Genomic DNA, 14,811 nt, shown 5'->3' with positions numbered 1-14,811 from the left:
TCGAAGCATGGAATAAAGACGGCTGAGCGAACGTTTTCCTTGTATCGGCGACGGAATGGACCGCGCCCACACCAAGGAGAACCACCATGCAAGCCAAGAAACTCGTTCAACATCTCGTCCTCGCTCTCTCGCTCGGCGCCGCAGCGACCGCCCATGCCCAGCTGCTGGGAGGCGGCATGCGCGGCGGCCTCGGCGGATCGGTGGGCGGCATGATCGGCGGCGCCGGCAATGCCGGCCGCCTCGGGTCGATGGACGCGATGGGCAGCCTGCGGCACACGGGCCGTCTCGATGCCGATGGCGGCCGCCGTGCAATCGACGCGGCCGGCGGCGCGGCGGGCGAAGCAAGGGGCGGCGCACGGCGCGCCCGTGCCGCCGCAGGCGACCTGGCGCCACAAAGCCAGCCTGCCGGTTCCGCCCGTGCGGAAGGGCAGGCTGGCCTCGGCATCGAGGGCGCGCTGCAGGGTTCCGGCTCGATCATCGGCGAGGCGCGTGGCGAAGCCGCGGCTGCGGGCGAGCGCATGTCGGATATGGCGGGCCGGGCCCGCCAGGCAGGCGGAAATGCTGCCGCCTCGGGCCGCGGCGCTGCCGCACTGACGGCGAGCCGGGCAGGCGGCCTTGCCGACGAAACGCGTGGCGCCGCCGAGGGCGCGGCACGGCCGTCCATCACGGCCGACAAGCAAGTGCAGGGCGGCGGCGAGGCGCATGGCAGCGGCCAAGCACATGGCGGCGCGTCAAGCTCCCTCAGCCTCGGCATGTCCGCAAGCGCCGACGCCCGCGCATCCGGCGCTGCGCAGGCGCGCTGAGGCGCACTAGAGAATCGGCGTGCCGCCCGTCACGGCGATCCGGGCGCCCGAGATGTAGCTGGCCTGGCTCGATGCCAGCATCACGTAGACGGGCGCGACCTCGGCCGGCTGGCCCGCGCGCTTCATCGGCACCTGCTGGCCAAAGCTCGCCACTTCCTCGGGCGGCATGGTGGAGGGAATCAGGGGTGTCCAGATCGGACCCGGCGCCACCGAGTTGACCCGGATGCCCTTGTCGGCCAGCAGCTGCGCCAGGCCCGCCGTGAAGTTCGCGATCGCGCCCTTGGTCGTCGCGTAGGCGAGCAGGGTGGGCTTGGGCTTGTCCGAGTTGATCGAGGTGGTGTTGATGATCGAAGACCCCGGCCGCATGTGCTTCACCGCGGCCTTGCAGATGTGGAACATGGCTGTGATGTTCACCTGGAAGGTATAGTCCCACTCCTCGTCGGGAATCTCCTCGAGCGAATCGCGGCTCATCTGGAATGCCGCGTTGTTCACCAGCACGTCGATGCGGCCGAATTCCTGGACGGCGCGGTCGACGATGGCGCGGCAGTGCGCCGGGTCGGCCAGCTCGCCCGGCATCAGGACCGCCTTGCGGCCCGCTTCCTCGACCAGGCGCCGGGTTTCCTCGGCATCCTCGTGTTCGTTCAGGTAGGCGATCAGGACGTCGGCTCCTTCGCGCGCGTAGGTCAGGGCGACGGCCCGGCCGATGCCGCTGTCGGCGCCGGTGATGACGGCGGCCATGTCCTTGAGCTTGCCGGAGCCGACGTAGCTCGATTCGCCGTGGTCGGCCTGCGGGGTGAGCTGGGCTTCGGTGCCGGGGGGAGTCTGCTGCTGTGCTGGCTGGTTCATCTGCTATCCCTTCAATGTTTGAGGAGGCGGGGGCCGGCGTCCCTGGTGTCCCTGGTGTCCCCGGTGCCCGCCGTGTCGGATGCGCCGTCCACGTACTCGTTGGCGGCCGCCGTTTCTTCACCGCGGACGTCGGCCCGCGTATCCGGCGCCTCCTGCAGCAGCACGTGCTGCGGCCGCGGCGCCATCGAAATGCCCAGGTCGGCGAACATCCGCATCGCCTCCAGGTTGATGGCCTGCTGGGTATCCATGTAGAGATCGTAGTTCGGATCGAGCATGGTGTAGACAATCTCGTACTCGATCCAGTTCTGGTCGACCGTCTTCAGGTGGGCGCGGTCGAAGCGCGCCTTGTCGCGGCGCTTGACGATCTCGCCCAGCATCGCCGGCACCTTCGCGGCCAGCTGCGGTGGCGTCGAGGGGCTGGCGCGCAGCGCGAACACGATGCGGCGCGTCGTCATGCGGCGGAAGTTGTAGACCGTGGTGCGCAGCAGCTCGGCGTTGGCGACCACGATCTGCTCGCCGCCCAGGGCGCGCAGGCGGGTGGTTTTCAGGCCCACGTGCTCGACGGTGCCGGCATAGTCCTTGGCCGAGATGTAGTCGCCGACCTCGAATGGCTTGTCCACGGCGATCGACATCGAGGCGAACAGGTCGCCCAGGATGTTCTGCACCGCCAGCGCGATGGCGACGCCGCCGATCCCGAGGCTGGCGACAAAGGTGGTCACGTTGATGCCGAGATTCGACAGCATGGCCAGCACGAACACCACCCAGACGGTGGTCTGCAGCAGCCAGATCACGACGGTGTGCGCGACCGTGACCTGCTGGTCCCCGGCGCCGTGGCTGTGCGCCAGGAAGTAGCGGCGCGAGCCGATCTTCACGGCGCGGTGCAGGAACATGGCGATCTGGATGCCGAGCGTGAAGAACCACAGGTGGCCCAGGCGCGTGTTCCAGGGTTCGGGCAGGTCGAGCACCGACAGGCCGATGAGGATGGCGGTGGCGACGATGGCCAGGGCGCCGGTGTGTGCCAGGGTCTTGCTGAGCACCTGTGCCACGGTGCCGTGCTGCCGGTCGTTGCTCAGGGCGCCGAGGCGCTTGCGCAGCAGGATCAGGGCCCCGTGCATCAGGATGTAGCTGACGACGGCGGCGCCGAGCGCGAACAGCGCGTTCGCCAGCGTGATGTTTAGGGAACGGAAAAAGTCGACGATGTGAAAGTTCAAACCGGGTTCCTTTGCGGGAAGACCGGCGCCGGCCGCGCCAGCCGGACTGGAAGGGCGAGGCAGGCGAGTCGCGGCTTGCGGCGCAGGAAAAGGGGCAACGCCGGACACGGCGGCGCCCGGCGCCGCTCGGCGTCGCATGACACCAGGCGGCGTGAGAATGGCGGGACGGCCGCGCGCCGTCAGGGTAGGGTGCTTGTCCCCGCGCTCAATGGCGCTTCAGGTGCTCGCGCACGGCGTCGGCGCTCGAACCGACCTGCTTGACGGCGCGCTCGAGCTCTTCCTTGCTCACGCCCAGCGCTTCGGTCCAGTGACGCACTTCCCAGTCTTCGCTCATATTGATGCGGGCACGGTCCTGCGCGCCACGGTTTTGCAGATTGTCGGACATGATGGCCTCCTTGTAGCGGGTTTGACCTGACTATGCCAGCGGGCCGGGGCGTAGTCCGTTAGACACTTCACCTTGCGGCATCATTTCCATCCGGGAGCCCAACCATGAAGACCTCCGCCGTTCGGCGCTTGCCCGTGCGCCGGCGGTGGCCTCGGCACGGTCGAGCAGGGCAAGCTGGCCGACCTCGTCGCCGTGCGTGGCGATCCGCTGGCCGACATCCGGGCGGCGGCGGCCGTGCAGTTCGTGGTCAAGAACGGCCGGGTGATCACGGTGGACGAGATCCTGGCCCCCGCACGTACGCCGCGGCAGCTGGAGGCGCGGCGCCAGGCGCTGGCGGCCCAGGACGCGTTCTGCCGCCGTGATCCGGCGCATTGCGCCGAAGGAGGCGGCCACGCGCACTGAGGGCGCGCAATCCCTGCTGGCTCCTCCATGGGGTTTTGAGGTAACCTTGCCATATCGGCAAATGGAGGAGCATCCGCATGACCTACGAAACCGCCCAGCCCGAACGCAGCGCGATCGACGCGCTGCCGGGCATCGTCGTCCTCGATTTCGGCGCCAACTGGTGCGGCTACTGCCGCGCCGCCGAGCCGCTCATCAACGAGGGCCTGGCCGGGGGCCAGCAAGTCAGGCACATCAAGGTCGAGGATGGCCCGGGCCGCCCGCTCGGGCGGTCCTTCCGGATCAAGCTGTGGCCGACGGTCGTCGTGCTGAAGGATGGCCAGGAAGTGGCGCGCGTCGTGCGTCCGGTCTCGAGCGACGAGGTGCGCGTGGCCCTGGCCCAGGCAGGCGCCGCATGAGCGTTGCAGTACCGGCCAGGGCAGCCAACAAGCCCCGCACCGTCCTGTTCGCGAGCCTCATCGGCACCACCATCGAGTTCTACGACTTCTACATCTACGCCACCGCCGCGGTGCTGGTCTTCCCGCGGCTGTTCTTCCCGGCCGGCGACCCGGCGGCCGCCACCCTGCAGTCGCTGGCGACCTTCGCCATCGCCTTCTTCGCCCGTCCCGTCGGCTCGGCCGTGTTCGGCCACTTCGGCGACCGCGTCGGGAGAAAGGCGACCCTGGTCGCGGCCCTGCTCACCATGGGCATCTCGACCATCCTGATCGGCCTCCTGCCGACCTACGCGACCATCGGTACCGCCGCGCCGCTGCTGCTGGCCCTGTGCCGCTTCGGCCAGGGCCTGGGCCTGGGCGGCGAGTGGGGCGGGGCGGTGCTGCTCGCCACCGAGAACGCGCCCCCGGAAAAACGCGCCTGGTACGGCATGTTCCCGCAGCTGGGGGCGCCACTCGGCTTCTTCCTCTCGGGCGGCACCTTCCTGCTGCTCGGCGAGCTGATGCCGGACGAGGAGTTCTTCGCCTGGGGCTGGCGCATTCCTTTCCTCGCCAGCGCGCTGCTGGTCGTGGTCGGGCTCTACGTGCGCCTGAAGATCACCGAGACGCCGGACTTCCAGAAGGTCCTCGACCGGGGCGAGCGGGTCAAGGTGCCGGCCCTCACGGTACTGCGCGCGCACCGGCGCGAGCTGGTGCTGGGCACCCTGGTCGCGCTCGCGACCTTCGTGGTGTTCTACCTGATGACGGTGTTCGCGCTGAGCTGGGGGACGAGCAAGCTCGGTTTCTCGCGCCAGGCTTTCCTGACCCTGCAGCTGGTCGCGGTGGTGTTCTTCGGGCTCACGATCCCGCCCTCGGCCATCCTGGCCGACCGCTACGGCCGGCGCACGGCGATGATCCTGGTGAGCGCGGCGATCGCGGTCTTCGGCCTGCTGTTCGGGCCCCTGTTCGGCGCCGGCACGCTGGCAGCCGCCGCCGTCTTCATGATCGCGGGGATGTGCCTGGTCGGCTTCACCTACGGGCCGCTGGGGACCCTGCTGGCCGAGATGTTCCCGCCGGAGGTGCGCTATACGGGCGCTTCGCTGACCTTCAACTTCGCCGGCATCCTGGGCGCCTCGCTGGCGCCGTATATCGCGACCTGGCTGGCGACGAACCACGGCCTGCCTTCGGTCGGCTGGTACCTGAGCGCGGCGGCGATCCTGAGCCTGCTGGCCCTGCTGCTGGTCGGGAGAAGGGACGCCGCCAAGGCGGCGGAGGTGCGCTGAGGAGAAGGCGCGGCCATCCGGCCGCGCCGCCGGGCGTCAGAAGGAATACACCATCGTCAGCGAGGTCTGGGTGTCGGTGTTCTTCTTGCCCGGCGTGACGCTGCTGTCGTTGCGGGCGCTGAAGCCGGCCTTCATCTGCATGGTCGAATTGATCTTGGTGCTGAGGGACGTCTCGGCCACCGAGTGGGTGTTGGAGGTGCCTTTTTCCACGCTGACCGTCTGCGCGAAGAAGGCCGAAGGGCTGAGGCGCCAGCGGAACTGGGCCGCGCCGCGCACCGTCAGGCCGCTCTCGTCCTCGCCCGTGTCGCGCTCGCCCTGGAAATAGCCCGGACCGATCTCGACGTCGAGCGTCTTGTCGGCCTCGCTCAGCAACTGACGGCCGTGACCGATCGAGAGCGAGGAATAGCGGGTGTAGGCGCCGAAGCGGTCGTTTACGTGGGAACCGAGGATGAAGGCCCGCCTGCCGGCGCCGAGGAATTTGTAGGACGCCTTGGCCGAGGCGGCGAAACGCTCGGCCGATTTGCTGCGCTCCTTGTTGCCTTCCTCGTCTTCGTACTCGTCTTCCTTGAAGAAGCCGCTGACGACGAATTCGTGGCTCCATTTCGCGGTCTCGTGGCGCGCGTCGATCTTGCCCGTGATCGAGGTACCCGTGGTGTTGCCGGAGGTCGCGATCGCGCCCAGTTCGGCCGAGGTGAACCAGCCGCCTTCGGGAATTTTCGGCAGCGCGACCCTGAGCGGACCATGGACATCGATCACCTGGGGAAGGTCGTCGTCGGCGTGCGCCGCGCCGTGCATGGCAAGGAGCGCCAGCGCCAGCAGGGAGAGAGTTGTCTTTTGCATCGGATTGCCCACCTTGGTATTCGCAAGATCGGCGACATTGTATCCCAAAGGCAGCGCGAAGCGATGCTTTGGGACACATTTGGACGCTGTTTAACGCCTTTTTACGCAAGCGGCATGCCGGCCGCCCGCCGCTCAGGTTCCTATGTAAACGATCTTGAAAGCGAACAGGGCCGCGATCACCCACACCACCGGCGCCACCTCGCGCGCGCGGCCGGTGAGCAGCTTGAGCGCGGCATAGGTGATGAAACCGAAGGCGATGCCTTCCGCGATCGAGAAAGTGAAGGGCATGCCGAGGGCCGTGACGGCGGCCGGGATGCTCTCGGTGGAGTCTCCCCATTCGACGTCGCCCAGGTCGCTCAGCATCAGGCAGGCGACGAACAGCAGGGCCGGCGCCGTCGCGTAGGCCGGCACGACCCCGGCCAGCGGCGCGATGAAGAGGCAGGCCAGGAACAGCGCCGCGACCGCCAGGGCGGTGAGGCCGGTGCGTCCGCCGGCCTGCACGCCCGAAGCGCTTTCCAGGTAGGCGGTGGTGCTCGAGGTGCCCAGCAGGCTGCCGGCGACGATGGCGCCGCTGTCGGCCAGCAGGGCCTTGTTCATGCGCTCCATCTTGCCCTCGACCAGCAGGCCGGCGCGGCGCGCCACCCCCATCAGGGTGCCGGTGGCGTCGAACAGCTCGACCAGGAAGAACACCAGCACTACGTTCAGGATGCCGGCGGACAGGGCGCCCGCGATGTCGAGCTGGAACAGGGTCGGGTCGATGCTCGGCGGCGCCGAGAAAATGCCCTTGTAGGTGTTCCCACCGAAGAAGAAGGACAGCACGGTCACCAGCACGATGCCGATCAGGATCGCGCCCTTCACCTTCAGGCGGTCGAGGGCGACGATGGCCAGGAAACCGACCACGGCCATGATCGCCTGGGGCTGGTGCAGGTCGCCGGCCTTGACCAGGGTCGCCTCGCTGGCCACCACGATGCCGGCGTTCTTCAGCGCGATCAGGGCCAGGAACATGCCCAGGCCGACCGTGATCGCCACCCGCATCGAGCGCGGGATGCCGTTGACGATGGCCCCGCGCAGACCCACCAGCGTCACCACGATGAACAGGCAGCCGGAGATGAAGACGGCGCCGAGTGCCGCCTGCCAGGAAATCCCCATGCCGAGCACCACGGCATAGGCGAAATAGGCGTTCAGGCCCATGCCGGGCGCCATCGCGATGGGATAGTTGGCGTACAGGCCCATCACGGCGGTGCCGAGCGCCGCCACGATGCAGGTGGCGACGAAGACCGACTCCCTGGGCATGCCGGCGTCGCCAAGGATGGAGGGGTTGACGAAGATGATGTACACCATCGTCAGGAAGGTGGTCAGGCCGGCCAGCAGTTCGGTCCGGACGTCGGTGCCGCTCTGGCTGAGTTTGAAGAGTTTTTCGAGCATTGCGCTACGCTCCGTGGTTGTTTTGCCCGAAGCATAACATCTGCCACCGGCCGGGCACAGGTGCGCATGGCCCTTGCTGCCGGAAGCCCGCCTTGCCGCCGATGCGCTAACATGGCGATTCCACCATTACCGAATCATCGCCATGCCGAAAAACAAACGTCCGCTGCCCCGCACCTCCAACAATCCGCGCGAGCCGGACGCCGCCAGCCAGGCCCAGGAATTGGCCGACCTGGCCCTCGCCATCGCCGAGCGCGAGGACGAACCGGGCTTCGCGACGGAGGACGAGCGCGAGGAGGAACTACTGGCCGCGGTGAGGAAACTGCTGCGCAAGAAGCGCGACGAAGCCCTGTACGAAGCGATCGAGACTGCCCGCTTCACCGACCCGCAGGCCTGCCGCCTGCTGCGCGGACGCATCGAGGAGGAAGCCGCCACGCTGAGGATCCGCCGCGACGAGGCGGAGTACGAGATCGACGCCTTCCTGATACCGCTCTTCGTGCGCAGCCCGGGCGGCCTGGTGGCCCAGGAAACCTTCCAGGACCCGGAGGCCTTCGAGGCGCTGTCGGCAAGCTTCCATGCCGGCGGCCTGGAAGGCGGTAGCGGCAAGGTGGTGCTGATCCAGCATGCCTACGACCTGGCCGAGGTCGACCACATCGCCTTCTCGACCCTGCAGGAGATGCTGCGCGAGGCCGCCAACTCCCTGCTGGAGAAGAAGCTCCAGCCGGCGCCGACCATCGAAGCCAGCATCCGCGGCTGGACCGGCGAACGTTTCGCGCCCGACGATTCGGCCGTCGAACTGCGTTTCCTGCTGGGTTTTTCGCTCAAGCGCGCCGACGATCCCTTCTATGCCATTCCCGCCGACGAAGCGGGGGCGGACGCCTGGTACGGCGCGCGCGAGGAACGCTACCGCGCCTGGACCTTCCAGGTTGCGCCGCTGCTGCGCCGGTGCCTGGCCGGCGACCCCGAGCGCGTGCACGTCGACTTCCTCTACCAGGACCTGTTCTACGGCGCCAAGGAGCAGGGCGTGTCCGAGCTGTCGACCCTCTCGACCCTGTCGGAGGTCGCGCGCACGCTGTCGGCCAAGGGCCTGGAAGCCGACCAGGTGCATGCCGCGGTGGCGCCGATCGATGCCGGAGAGCACATCGTGCTGCGAATCAACCTCTACGCGCTCGACGGCGGCCGGCCCTGGGGCAGCGTCGAGACCGCCGTCGACCTGGCCGCCGACCTGGCCGTCGAAGTCGACAACCTGTGCGACGCACTGCTGGCACTCGGCCTGGAAGGCGTATCGATCGCGAGCGGCTTCAGCGAAGACGGGCATGCGGAGGGCGCCGAACCCTACGAGGCGCGCTGAGGCCCGCGCAAGCGTCTGCGAGTGGCTGGTTTTCCCTGCCGAGGGCGGTAAAAAGCACGCGGATTGAGCGTAGTGGATTTTCCTGTATCGATGTAGGACGGGCCTTACAGGGCCCTGCTCATCCATACGGTCTCCTCTATGACAAGGACGGGACAAGGGCGCGTCAACAGTTTCTCATTACCAATATTGCAATGCATAAATGAAAATATTGGGAAATTTGCATGTTACGATTTCGGGATCCGGTGCGCTTCGCGTCGCCGGGCACTGGCTTCGAGAGAGAAACTGCCAGGCTTTGCCAACAAAATAGCGCCACGAAGGCGAAAGGAACTGAATATGCCGACCTTGATCGTGTTTTGCCACCTGCGTTGGGATTTTGTCTTCCAGCGTCCCCAACACCTGATGACGCGTTTGGCGGAACACTACCAAATCCTGTTTGTCGAGGAACCGGTGTATAGCGAAGGACAGGCATACCTGAAGAAGACGGCGGTTGCGCCGAACATCACGGTGTGCCAGCCGCATACCGCCATTCACGCACATGGCTTCCACGACGACCAGATCCCGACCCTGCAGACCCTGCTGGCCGACCTCGTCCCGAGCGGCGAACAGCCGGTGGTCTGGTTCTACACCCCGATGGCCCTGCCGCTGCTGCAAGGCCTGCACCCGTCCAAGATCGTCTACGACTGCATGGACGAACTGGCGATGTTCAAGAACGCGCCGAAACAGCTGCTGCAACGCGAAAGCGCGCTGCTGAACATGGCCGATGTCGTCTTCACCGGCGGCCCGAGTCTCTACCAGTCCAAGCGCGACCGCCACGCCAACGCCCACTGCTTCTCGAGCAGCGTCGACGCCAAGCACTTCCGCCAGGCCCAGGACCGCGAGATCTCGCACCCGGACCAGGCCCACATCCCGCATCCGCGCCTGGGCTTCTACGGCGTGATCGACGAGCGCTTCGACGTGGAGCTGGTCTCGCGCATGGCCGACGCGCACCCGGACTGGAACATCGTGCTGGTCGGCCCGGTCGTGAAGATCGACCCTGCGACCCTGCCCAAGCAGCCGAACGTGCACTACATGGGCCAGCGCACCTACGAGCAGCTGCCGAAGTTCCTGGCCGGCTGGGACGTCTGCCTGCTGCCGTTCGCCATGAACGACTCGACCAAGTTCATCTCGCCGACCAAGGTGCTGGAATACATGGCCGCCGAACTGCCCTCGGTCTCGACCCCGATCACCGACGTGGTCGTGCCCTATGGCGACGTGGTGGCGATCGCCGACACGCCGGAGACCTATATCGCCGCCTGCGAGCGCATGCTGGCCCTGGGCGAGGACGAGAAGCTGGCCCTGGCCAAGCGCATGCGCGAAGTCGTCGCGGGCACCTCCTGGGACCGCACCGCCACCCGCATGCACGAGCTGATTTCCAGCGCTGTGCCGGGCAACAAGGCCCAGCGCCTCCTGAGCCCGGCCCAGCCGGAAGAGATGGAAGCGGGCGTGGCGAACTCCGACGTCTCCACGGTGAAGACCGCGCAGGTGCGCGTCGCGAAGTCCGCGTAAGTATCCCTCGCATGCGGCCTGCCTCGCGGGCCGCGTCGAGTTGATCGACAGGCCGGCCACGGAATTCCCCGTGGCCGGCTTTTTTTTAGTGCCGCAGCGGAGAACCGCCGGCGCCCGGCGCGGGCCAGCCCCCGGCCGGATCCTTCGGGTCCGCGACCCGCACCACCGACAGGGGATGGGCGAACTGGATGGCTTCGCGCTGGAAGGCGCGGTAGACCTGCAGCAGGATGTCCTGCTGCGCATCCATGTGCAGGATGTAGTCCGGACTCTTGAAGTGGTAGACGACCTCGAAGTCGAGCGACCAGTCGCCGTAGCGGAAGAAGTGGGCGCGCTCGAAATCGACGTCGCTGCGCGCCGCGACGATCTCGCGGATCATGGCGGGTATCGCGGTGATCTGGGACTCGGCGGTGCCGTAGGCCACGCGCAGGATGAAGGCCACGCGGCGCGACAGCATGCGCTTGTGGTTGTGGATGCGGCTGCGCAGCAGTTCCCCGTTGGAGAACACGATCTGTTCGCCGCCCAGGCCGCGCAGGCGGGTGGTCTTCAGGCCGATGTACTCGACCGCGCCGAGCGCATCGCCCACGATGATGAAGTCGCCGACCTCGAAAGGCTTGTCCAGCATGATCGACAGCGAGGCGAACAGGTCGCCGAGGATGTTCTGGGTGGCCAGGGCCACCGCGATGCCGCCGATGCCCAGGCTCGCCACCAGCGTGGTGATGTTGAAGCCGAAGTTATCCAGCATCATGAGGAAGGCCACCGTCCATACCACCAGGCGCATCATGAAGAACAGGATGGTGCTGGAGGCCTTGCGCGCCCCGTCGCCGGGCGTGGCGAGCAACTGGGCGCGCCAGGCGCGCAGGCCGGTGTCGCCCCAGATCGCCAGCTGCAGCAGGAGCGAGGCCACCGCGATGCGCGAGATCACGAGGCGCCAGCTGTCCGGCATGACGAGGAAGATGCTGCCGAGGTGGATGCCGATCGCCAGCAGGAAGACGAGGTAGGTCTTGCGCAGCATGCGCACGGCCAGGTCGTCGGCGCGGGTCACGGTGCGGCGCGAAAGCTCGCCAAGGCGCCGCAGCATGATGGCGCGGACGAAGTACAGCGCGGCCGTCGAACCCAGGCAGACGCCCACGGCCATCATCCAGTTTTCCAGATCGTTGTTACTCAATAAGAACTCCATCCACCACTCCCAGCCAAGAAACAAGACAAAGGGGTAGTGTGCGGGGTCGGGCCCAAGCGGCGCGCACAATTGATGGCGCGTCCGGCGTGTTGACATGCGGCGGCGGCGGCCGATACAGTAGCCCATCGAGAATCCGAGGCGGCCCGGCATGGCGAAGCACAGCGTTTCCTGCGGTACCCTGGTAGTCAATCCAAGGCGCGAGCTGCTGCTCGGCCACGTCACTCACACGCCGAAGTGGGATATCCCGAAGGGCATGCGCGACCCGGGCGAGACCGAGCTCGAAGCGGCGATGCGCGAACTGCTTGAGGAGGCGGGGCTGGTGTTCGAAGCCGGCGCGTTTCGCGAGCTCGGCCCCTTCGCCTACCGGCGCGACAAGCGCCTGCACCTCTTCCTCGTCGAGGTGGGTGAAGAAGCGTGCAGCCTCGAACAGCTCCACTGCGCGAGCACCTTCCCCCACCACGTGACGGGCCTGCCCACGCCGGAGATGGACGGCTACCGCTGGGCCGCGCGCGCGGAACTGCGCGCCCTGTGCTGGCCGCGGATGGCCGAGGTGCTGCTCGGGATAGCCTGGTAGCGGCGCGCCGCGCTACAGGCCGGCCAGCACGCCCTCGATCGCTTCGGCGGTGGCCGGCTTGGTCAGGTGGCGGTCGAAGCCTGCCTGCGCGGTGCGCTCGCGGTCGGCTTCGCCGCCCCAGCCGGTGAGGGCCACCAGGCGCACACCCGCATTCCCGGGGTCGCGCCGGATCGCGGCGGCCACCTCGTAGCCGGACATGCCCGGCATGCCCAGGTCCAGGAAGACCACATGCGGCTGGAAGGACGTCAGCATGCGCAGCGCCTGGTGGCCGTCGTTGGCGACCGGCGCACTGTGGCCGGCGTGGCTCAGCAGCGCGGACAGGGTCTCGGCGGCATCGCGGTTGTCGTCGACCACCAGCACGCGCAGGCCCTCGCGCACCGGCGCCGCGGGGGCAGCGGCGGCTGCGTGCCCGGAGGGGAGCGACGCCTCGCCGGATGCCAGCGGAAGGCGCACCGTGAACACGCTGCCGGCATTCGTGCCCGCGCTCGATGCCGTCACGCTGCCGCCGTGCAGCTCGACCAGGCTGCGCACCAGCGACAGGCCGATGCCCAGGCCGCCGGCGGCCTGCTGGCGGCTCTCGCCGACCTGGGTGAACATCCTGAAGACGTCGTCGAGGGAGGCCGGGTCGATGCCGATGCCGTTGTCGGAGACGGCTATCACGGCTTCGTTGCCGTCGCGCTCCGCGGCCAGCACGATGCTCCCGCCGCGCGGGGTGTAGCGCGCCGCGTTGTTCAGCAGGTTCGAGACCACCTGGGTCATGCGGGTCAGGTCGGCGTCGACGACCAGGGGTTCCCGGGGACGGCGCACGTCGAGGTGATGGCGCGCCGCCTCGATCAGCGGCATGCTGGTTTCGACCGCGGCGCTCAGGACCGCGGCGAGGTCGATGCGTTCGCGCCGCAGCTCGATCTGGCCGCGCGTGATGCGGGCCACGTCGAGCAGGTCGTCGACCAGGTTCACCAGGTGGCCCAGCTGGCGTTCCATGATGTCGTACACGCGCGACACCGCGGCGGCGTCGCCAGGTGCGCGGCGGATGAACTGCAGGCCGCTCCTGATCGGCGCCAGCGGGTTGCGCAGCTCGTGGGCGAGGGTCGCGAGGAATTCGGTCTTCTGGCGGTTCGCCTCGGCCAGGTCGTCGGCCATCTTGCGCAGCGCATTCTCGCCGCGCCGGCGTTCGGTGACGTCGTTGAAGACGACGGCCACCCGGTGCTGCTCGGCCGGGCCGATGCGCGCGGCATAGACGTCGTACCAGCGGCCCAGTTCGCGCGCCTCGTTCTCGAAGCGCGCCGCCTCGCCGGTGGTGGCGACGCGCCCGTAGATCTCGAACCAGTGGCGTTCGTGGCCCGGCGCCAGCTGGCGCATGGTGCGGCCGATCGCGTCGCTCAGGCCGGTCTGTTTGACGAAAGCCGGATTGGTCTCGAGGAAGCGGTAGTCGCAGGGCTGGCCGCCGCTGTCATACAGCATCTCGATCACGCAGACGCCCTCGTCGATCGAGTCGAACAGGGTGCGATAGCGTTCCTCGCTCAGGCGCAGCTGCTGCTCCGCCTCGAACTGGCGCGTCGCATCGATGACCACGCCGCGCAGGCGGCACGGCGCGCCGTGCGCATCGTGTTCGACCTGGCCGCGCGCGATCACCCAGCGCCAGCCGCCCTCGACGCGGCGCACGCGGAAGGTGGCGTCGTAGAGACCACCGCGCACCAGGGCCTGCGCCAGCACGGCGCGGGTAGGCGCCACGTCGTCGGGGTGGAAGGCGGCGAAATAGGCGCCCACCGGGCAGCCTTCGGGCAGCGCCGGATCGATCCCGAACATGCTGGCCATCCGGGCGTCGCCGCTCACGCGGTCGGAGCGCACGTCCCAGTTCCAGACCCCGAGTTCGGCCGCGTCGATGATGGCTTCCAGGCGCGAGCGGGTGTCGACCAGGGCCGTTTCCGCGCGGCCGCGCTGCACCATGGCCTCGAACGCTTCGATGTAGAAGCGCGCCTTGGCGCGCAGGATCACGGGCGAGAGCGGTTCGGTGAGCACGGCGATGGCACCCGCCTCGTACAGGGGTTCGAAGGAAAAGCCGGCATGCTCGGGCAGGGCCAGGGCCACCACCGGGGTATGGCTCGAGCGGCGGTTGCCGCGCACCTGGCGGATGGTGTCGGCGAGCGCGTCCAGGTCGCCCGGATAGCCGACCAGGATCAGCGCGAAATCCTGTTCGCGCACCAGGGCCAGGGCCTCGATGTGGGAGCGCGCCCGTACGATCGACTCTCCCATCACGGCCATCACCTGCAGGACGGCGGGATCGCTGTCCGGACGACCGCATACCAGCAGCACGCTGGCGCGCTTGGGATAGGTCGAGGACGCGGCGTTCACGGCGCCGACCCGGGGGCGGCGCGCTCTCGGCGCCGGCAGGATGGTTTCATCTTGATGGGGGACTGTTGTGACAATTCGTCAATGTACGGGGGTGTGGCGGCGCTGTCAACGGTCTCGAAGGGGCAGCGCCTGCCGTGCTCGCGCCACCCCCGGAGGAATGCCGCTAATATGGACCGGACCTCGCGCGGCGCCCATCCACACCATGGCCGCGCG

Annotated in this window: 14 protein-coding genes; 7 read left to right on the top strand and 7 right to left on the bottom strand. The window is 68.1% G+C overall.

Going from position 1 to position 14,811, the window contains the following annotated elements; translation table 11 throughout:
- Positions 1–86 precede the first annotated feature (86 nt).
- Positions 87–803, top strand: a complete 717-nt coding sequence (locus tag NX780_RS21635) for a hypothetical protein (protein ID WP_258829952.1) — start codon at positions 87–89, stop codon at positions 801–803.
- A gap of 6 nt (positions 804–809) precedes the next feature.
- On the opposite strand, the gene NX780_RS21630 is transcribed toward NX780_RS21635, so the two are convergent.
- The 3 genes from NX780_RS21630 to NX780_RS21620 form a co-directional block, all read right to left on the bottom strand.
- Positions 810–1,649 carry a glucose 1-dehydrogenase gene (locus tag NX780_RS21630; RefSeq protein ID WP_258829951.1) on the bottom strand — a complete coding sequence of 280 codons (840 nt, stop codon included), beginning with the start codon at positions 1,647–1,649 and terminating at the stop codon, positions 810–812.
- 11 nt (positions 1,650–1,660) lie between these two features.
- On the bottom strand, positions 1,661–2,860 hold the full coding sequence (locus NX780_RS21625; protein ID WP_258829950.1) for a mechanosensitive ion channel family protein: 1,200 nt from the start codon (positions 2,858–2,860) through the stop codon (positions 1,661–1,663).
- 205 nt (positions 2,861–3,065) lie between these two features.
- On the bottom strand, positions 3,066–3,245 hold the full coding sequence (locus tag NX780_RS21620; protein WP_258829949.1) for a DUF3606 domain-containing protein: 180 nt from the start codon (positions 3,243–3,245) through the stop codon (positions 3,066–3,068).
- Positions 3,246–3,437: 192 nt separating this feature from the next.
- Here NX780_RS21620 and NX780_RS21615 point away from each other — a divergent pair, with 192 nt between their 5' ends.
- The 3 genes from NX780_RS21615 to NX780_RS21605 all read left to right on the top strand — a co-directional run bounded on the left by NX780_RS21615 (position 3,438) and on the right by NX780_RS21605 (position 5,337).
- Positions 3,438–3,647, top strand: coding sequence for a hypothetical protein (locus NX780_RS21615; RefSeq protein WP_258829948.1), 210 nt, complete (start codon positions 3,438–3,440; stop codon positions 3,645–3,647).
- Between the two features lie 77 nt (positions 3,648–3,724).
- Positions 3,725–4,042, top strand: a complete 318-nt coding sequence (locus NX780_RS21610) for a thioredoxin family protein (protein WP_258829947.1) — start codon at positions 3,725–3,727, stop codon at positions 4,040–4,042.
- Complete coding sequence (locus tag NX780_RS21605) at positions 4,039–5,337, top strand: MFS transporter (protein WP_258829946.1); 1,299 nt, start codon at positions 4,039–4,041, stop codon at positions 5,335–5,337. The genes NX780_RS21610 and NX780_RS21605 overlap by 4 nt, the downstream gene beginning before the upstream one ends.
- Before the next feature lie 36 nt (positions 5,338–5,373).
- Here the strand turns inward: NX780_RS21605 and NX780_RS21600 are convergent, their stop codons facing one another.
- Both NX780_RS21600 and NX780_RS21595 read right to left on the bottom strand, forming a co-directional pair.
- Positions 5,374–6,177: a DUF481 domain-containing protein gene (locus tag NX780_RS21600; RefSeq protein ID WP_258829945.1), complete on the bottom strand. Its 804-nt coding sequence runs from the start codon at positions 6,175–6,177 to the stop codon at positions 5,374–5,376.
- Positions 6,178–6,309: 132 nt separating this feature from the next.
- A complete protein-coding gene (locus NX780_RS21595) occupies positions 6,310–7,602 on the bottom strand; it encodes an NCS2 family permease (protein ID WP_258829944.1) in 1,293 nt (430 codons plus the stop codon).
- A 142-nt stretch (positions 7,603–7,744) separates the two neighbouring features.
- Between NX780_RS21595 and NX780_RS21590 the strand changes: the two genes are divergently transcribed.
- Both NX780_RS21590 and NX780_RS21585 read left to right on the top strand, forming a co-directional pair.
- Positions 7,745–8,950, top strand: a complete 1,206-nt coding sequence (locus NX780_RS21590; protein WP_258829943.1) for a DUF2863 family protein — start codon at positions 7,745–7,747, stop codon at positions 8,948–8,950.
- 333 nt (positions 8,951–9,283) lie between these two features.
- Positions 9,284–10,495 carry a glycosyltransferase family 1 protein gene (locus NX780_RS21585; RefSeq protein WP_258829942.1) on the top strand — a complete coding sequence of 404 codons (1,212 nt, stop codon included), beginning with the start codon at positions 9,284–9,286 and terminating at the stop codon, positions 10,493–10,495.
- Positions 10,496–10,580: 85 nt separating this feature from the next.
- On the opposite strand, the gene NX780_RS21580 is transcribed toward NX780_RS21585, so the two are convergent.
- Positions 10,581–11,660, bottom strand: a complete 1,080-nt coding sequence (locus tag NX780_RS21580) for a mechanosensitive ion channel family protein (protein ID WP_258829941.1) — start codon at positions 11,658–11,660, stop codon at positions 10,581–10,583.
- 160 nt (positions 11,661–11,820) lie between these two features.
- Here NX780_RS21580 and NX780_RS21575 point away from each other — a divergent pair, with 160 nt between their 5' ends.
- On the top strand, positions 11,821–12,246 hold the full coding sequence (locus NX780_RS21575) for an NUDIX hydrolase (RefSeq protein ID WP_258829940.1): 426 nt from the start codon (positions 11,821–11,823) through the stop codon (positions 12,244–12,246).
- A 12-nt stretch (positions 12,247–12,258) separates the two neighbouring features.
- Here the strand turns inward: NX780_RS21575 and NX780_RS21570 are convergent, their stop codons facing one another.
- Positions 12,259–14,598 carry a hybrid sensor histidine kinase/response regulator gene (locus NX780_RS21570; RefSeq protein WP_258829939.1) on the bottom strand — a complete coding sequence of 780 codons (2,340 nt, stop codon included), beginning with the start codon at positions 14,596–14,598 and terminating at the stop codon, positions 12,259–12,261.
- Positions 14,599–14,811 lie beyond the last annotated feature (213 nt).

It is taken from the genome of Massilia agri (assembly GCF_024753255.1).
Classification (GTDB): Bacteria; Pseudomonadota; Gammaproteobacteria; order Burkholderiales; family Burkholderiaceae_D; genus Telluria; species Telluria agri.
Note: the sequence above shows the minus strand (reverse complement) of the source record. Positions and strands in the feature narration are given on the sequence as shown.

Coding starts and splice junctions, on each gene's coding strand:
- NX780_RS21635 (WP_258829952.1), top strand. CDS start 87: ATGCAAGCCAAGAAACTCGTTCAACATCTCGTCCTCGCTCTCTCGCTC.
- NX780_RS21630 (WP_258829951.1), bottom strand. CDS start 1,649: ATGAACCAGCCAGCACAGCAGCAGACTCCCCCCGGCACCGAAGCCCAG.
- NX780_RS21620 (WP_258829949.1), bottom strand. CDS start 3,245: ATGTCCGACAATCTGCAAAACCGTGGCGCGCAGGACCGTGCCCGCATC.
- NX780_RS21610 (WP_258829947.1), top strand. CDS start 3,725: ATGACCTACGAAACCGCCCAGCCCGAACGCAGCGCGATCGACGCGCTG.
- NX780_RS21605 (WP_258829946.1), top strand. CDS start 4,039: ATGAGCGTTGCAGTACCGGCCAGGGCAGCCAACAAGCCCCGCACCGTC.
- NX780_RS21600 (WP_258829945.1), bottom strand. CDS start 6,177: ATGCAAAAGACAACTCTCTCCCTGCTGGCGCTGGCGCTCCTTGCCATG.
- NX780_RS21595 (WP_258829944.1), bottom strand. CDS start 7,602: ATGCTCGAAAAACTCTTCAAACTCAGCCAGAGCGGCACCGACGTCCGG.
- NX780_RS21590 (WP_258829943.1), top strand. CDS start 7,745: ATGCCGAAAAACAAACGTCCGCTGCCCCGCACCTCCAACAATCCGCGC.
- NX780_RS21585 (WP_258829942.1), top strand. CDS start 9,284: ATGCCGACCTTGATCGTGTTTTGCCACCTGCGTTGGGATTTTGTCTTC.
- NX780_RS21575 (WP_258829940.1), top strand. CDS start 11,821: ATGGCGAAGCACAGCGTTTCCTGCGGTACCCTGGTAGTCAATCCAAGG.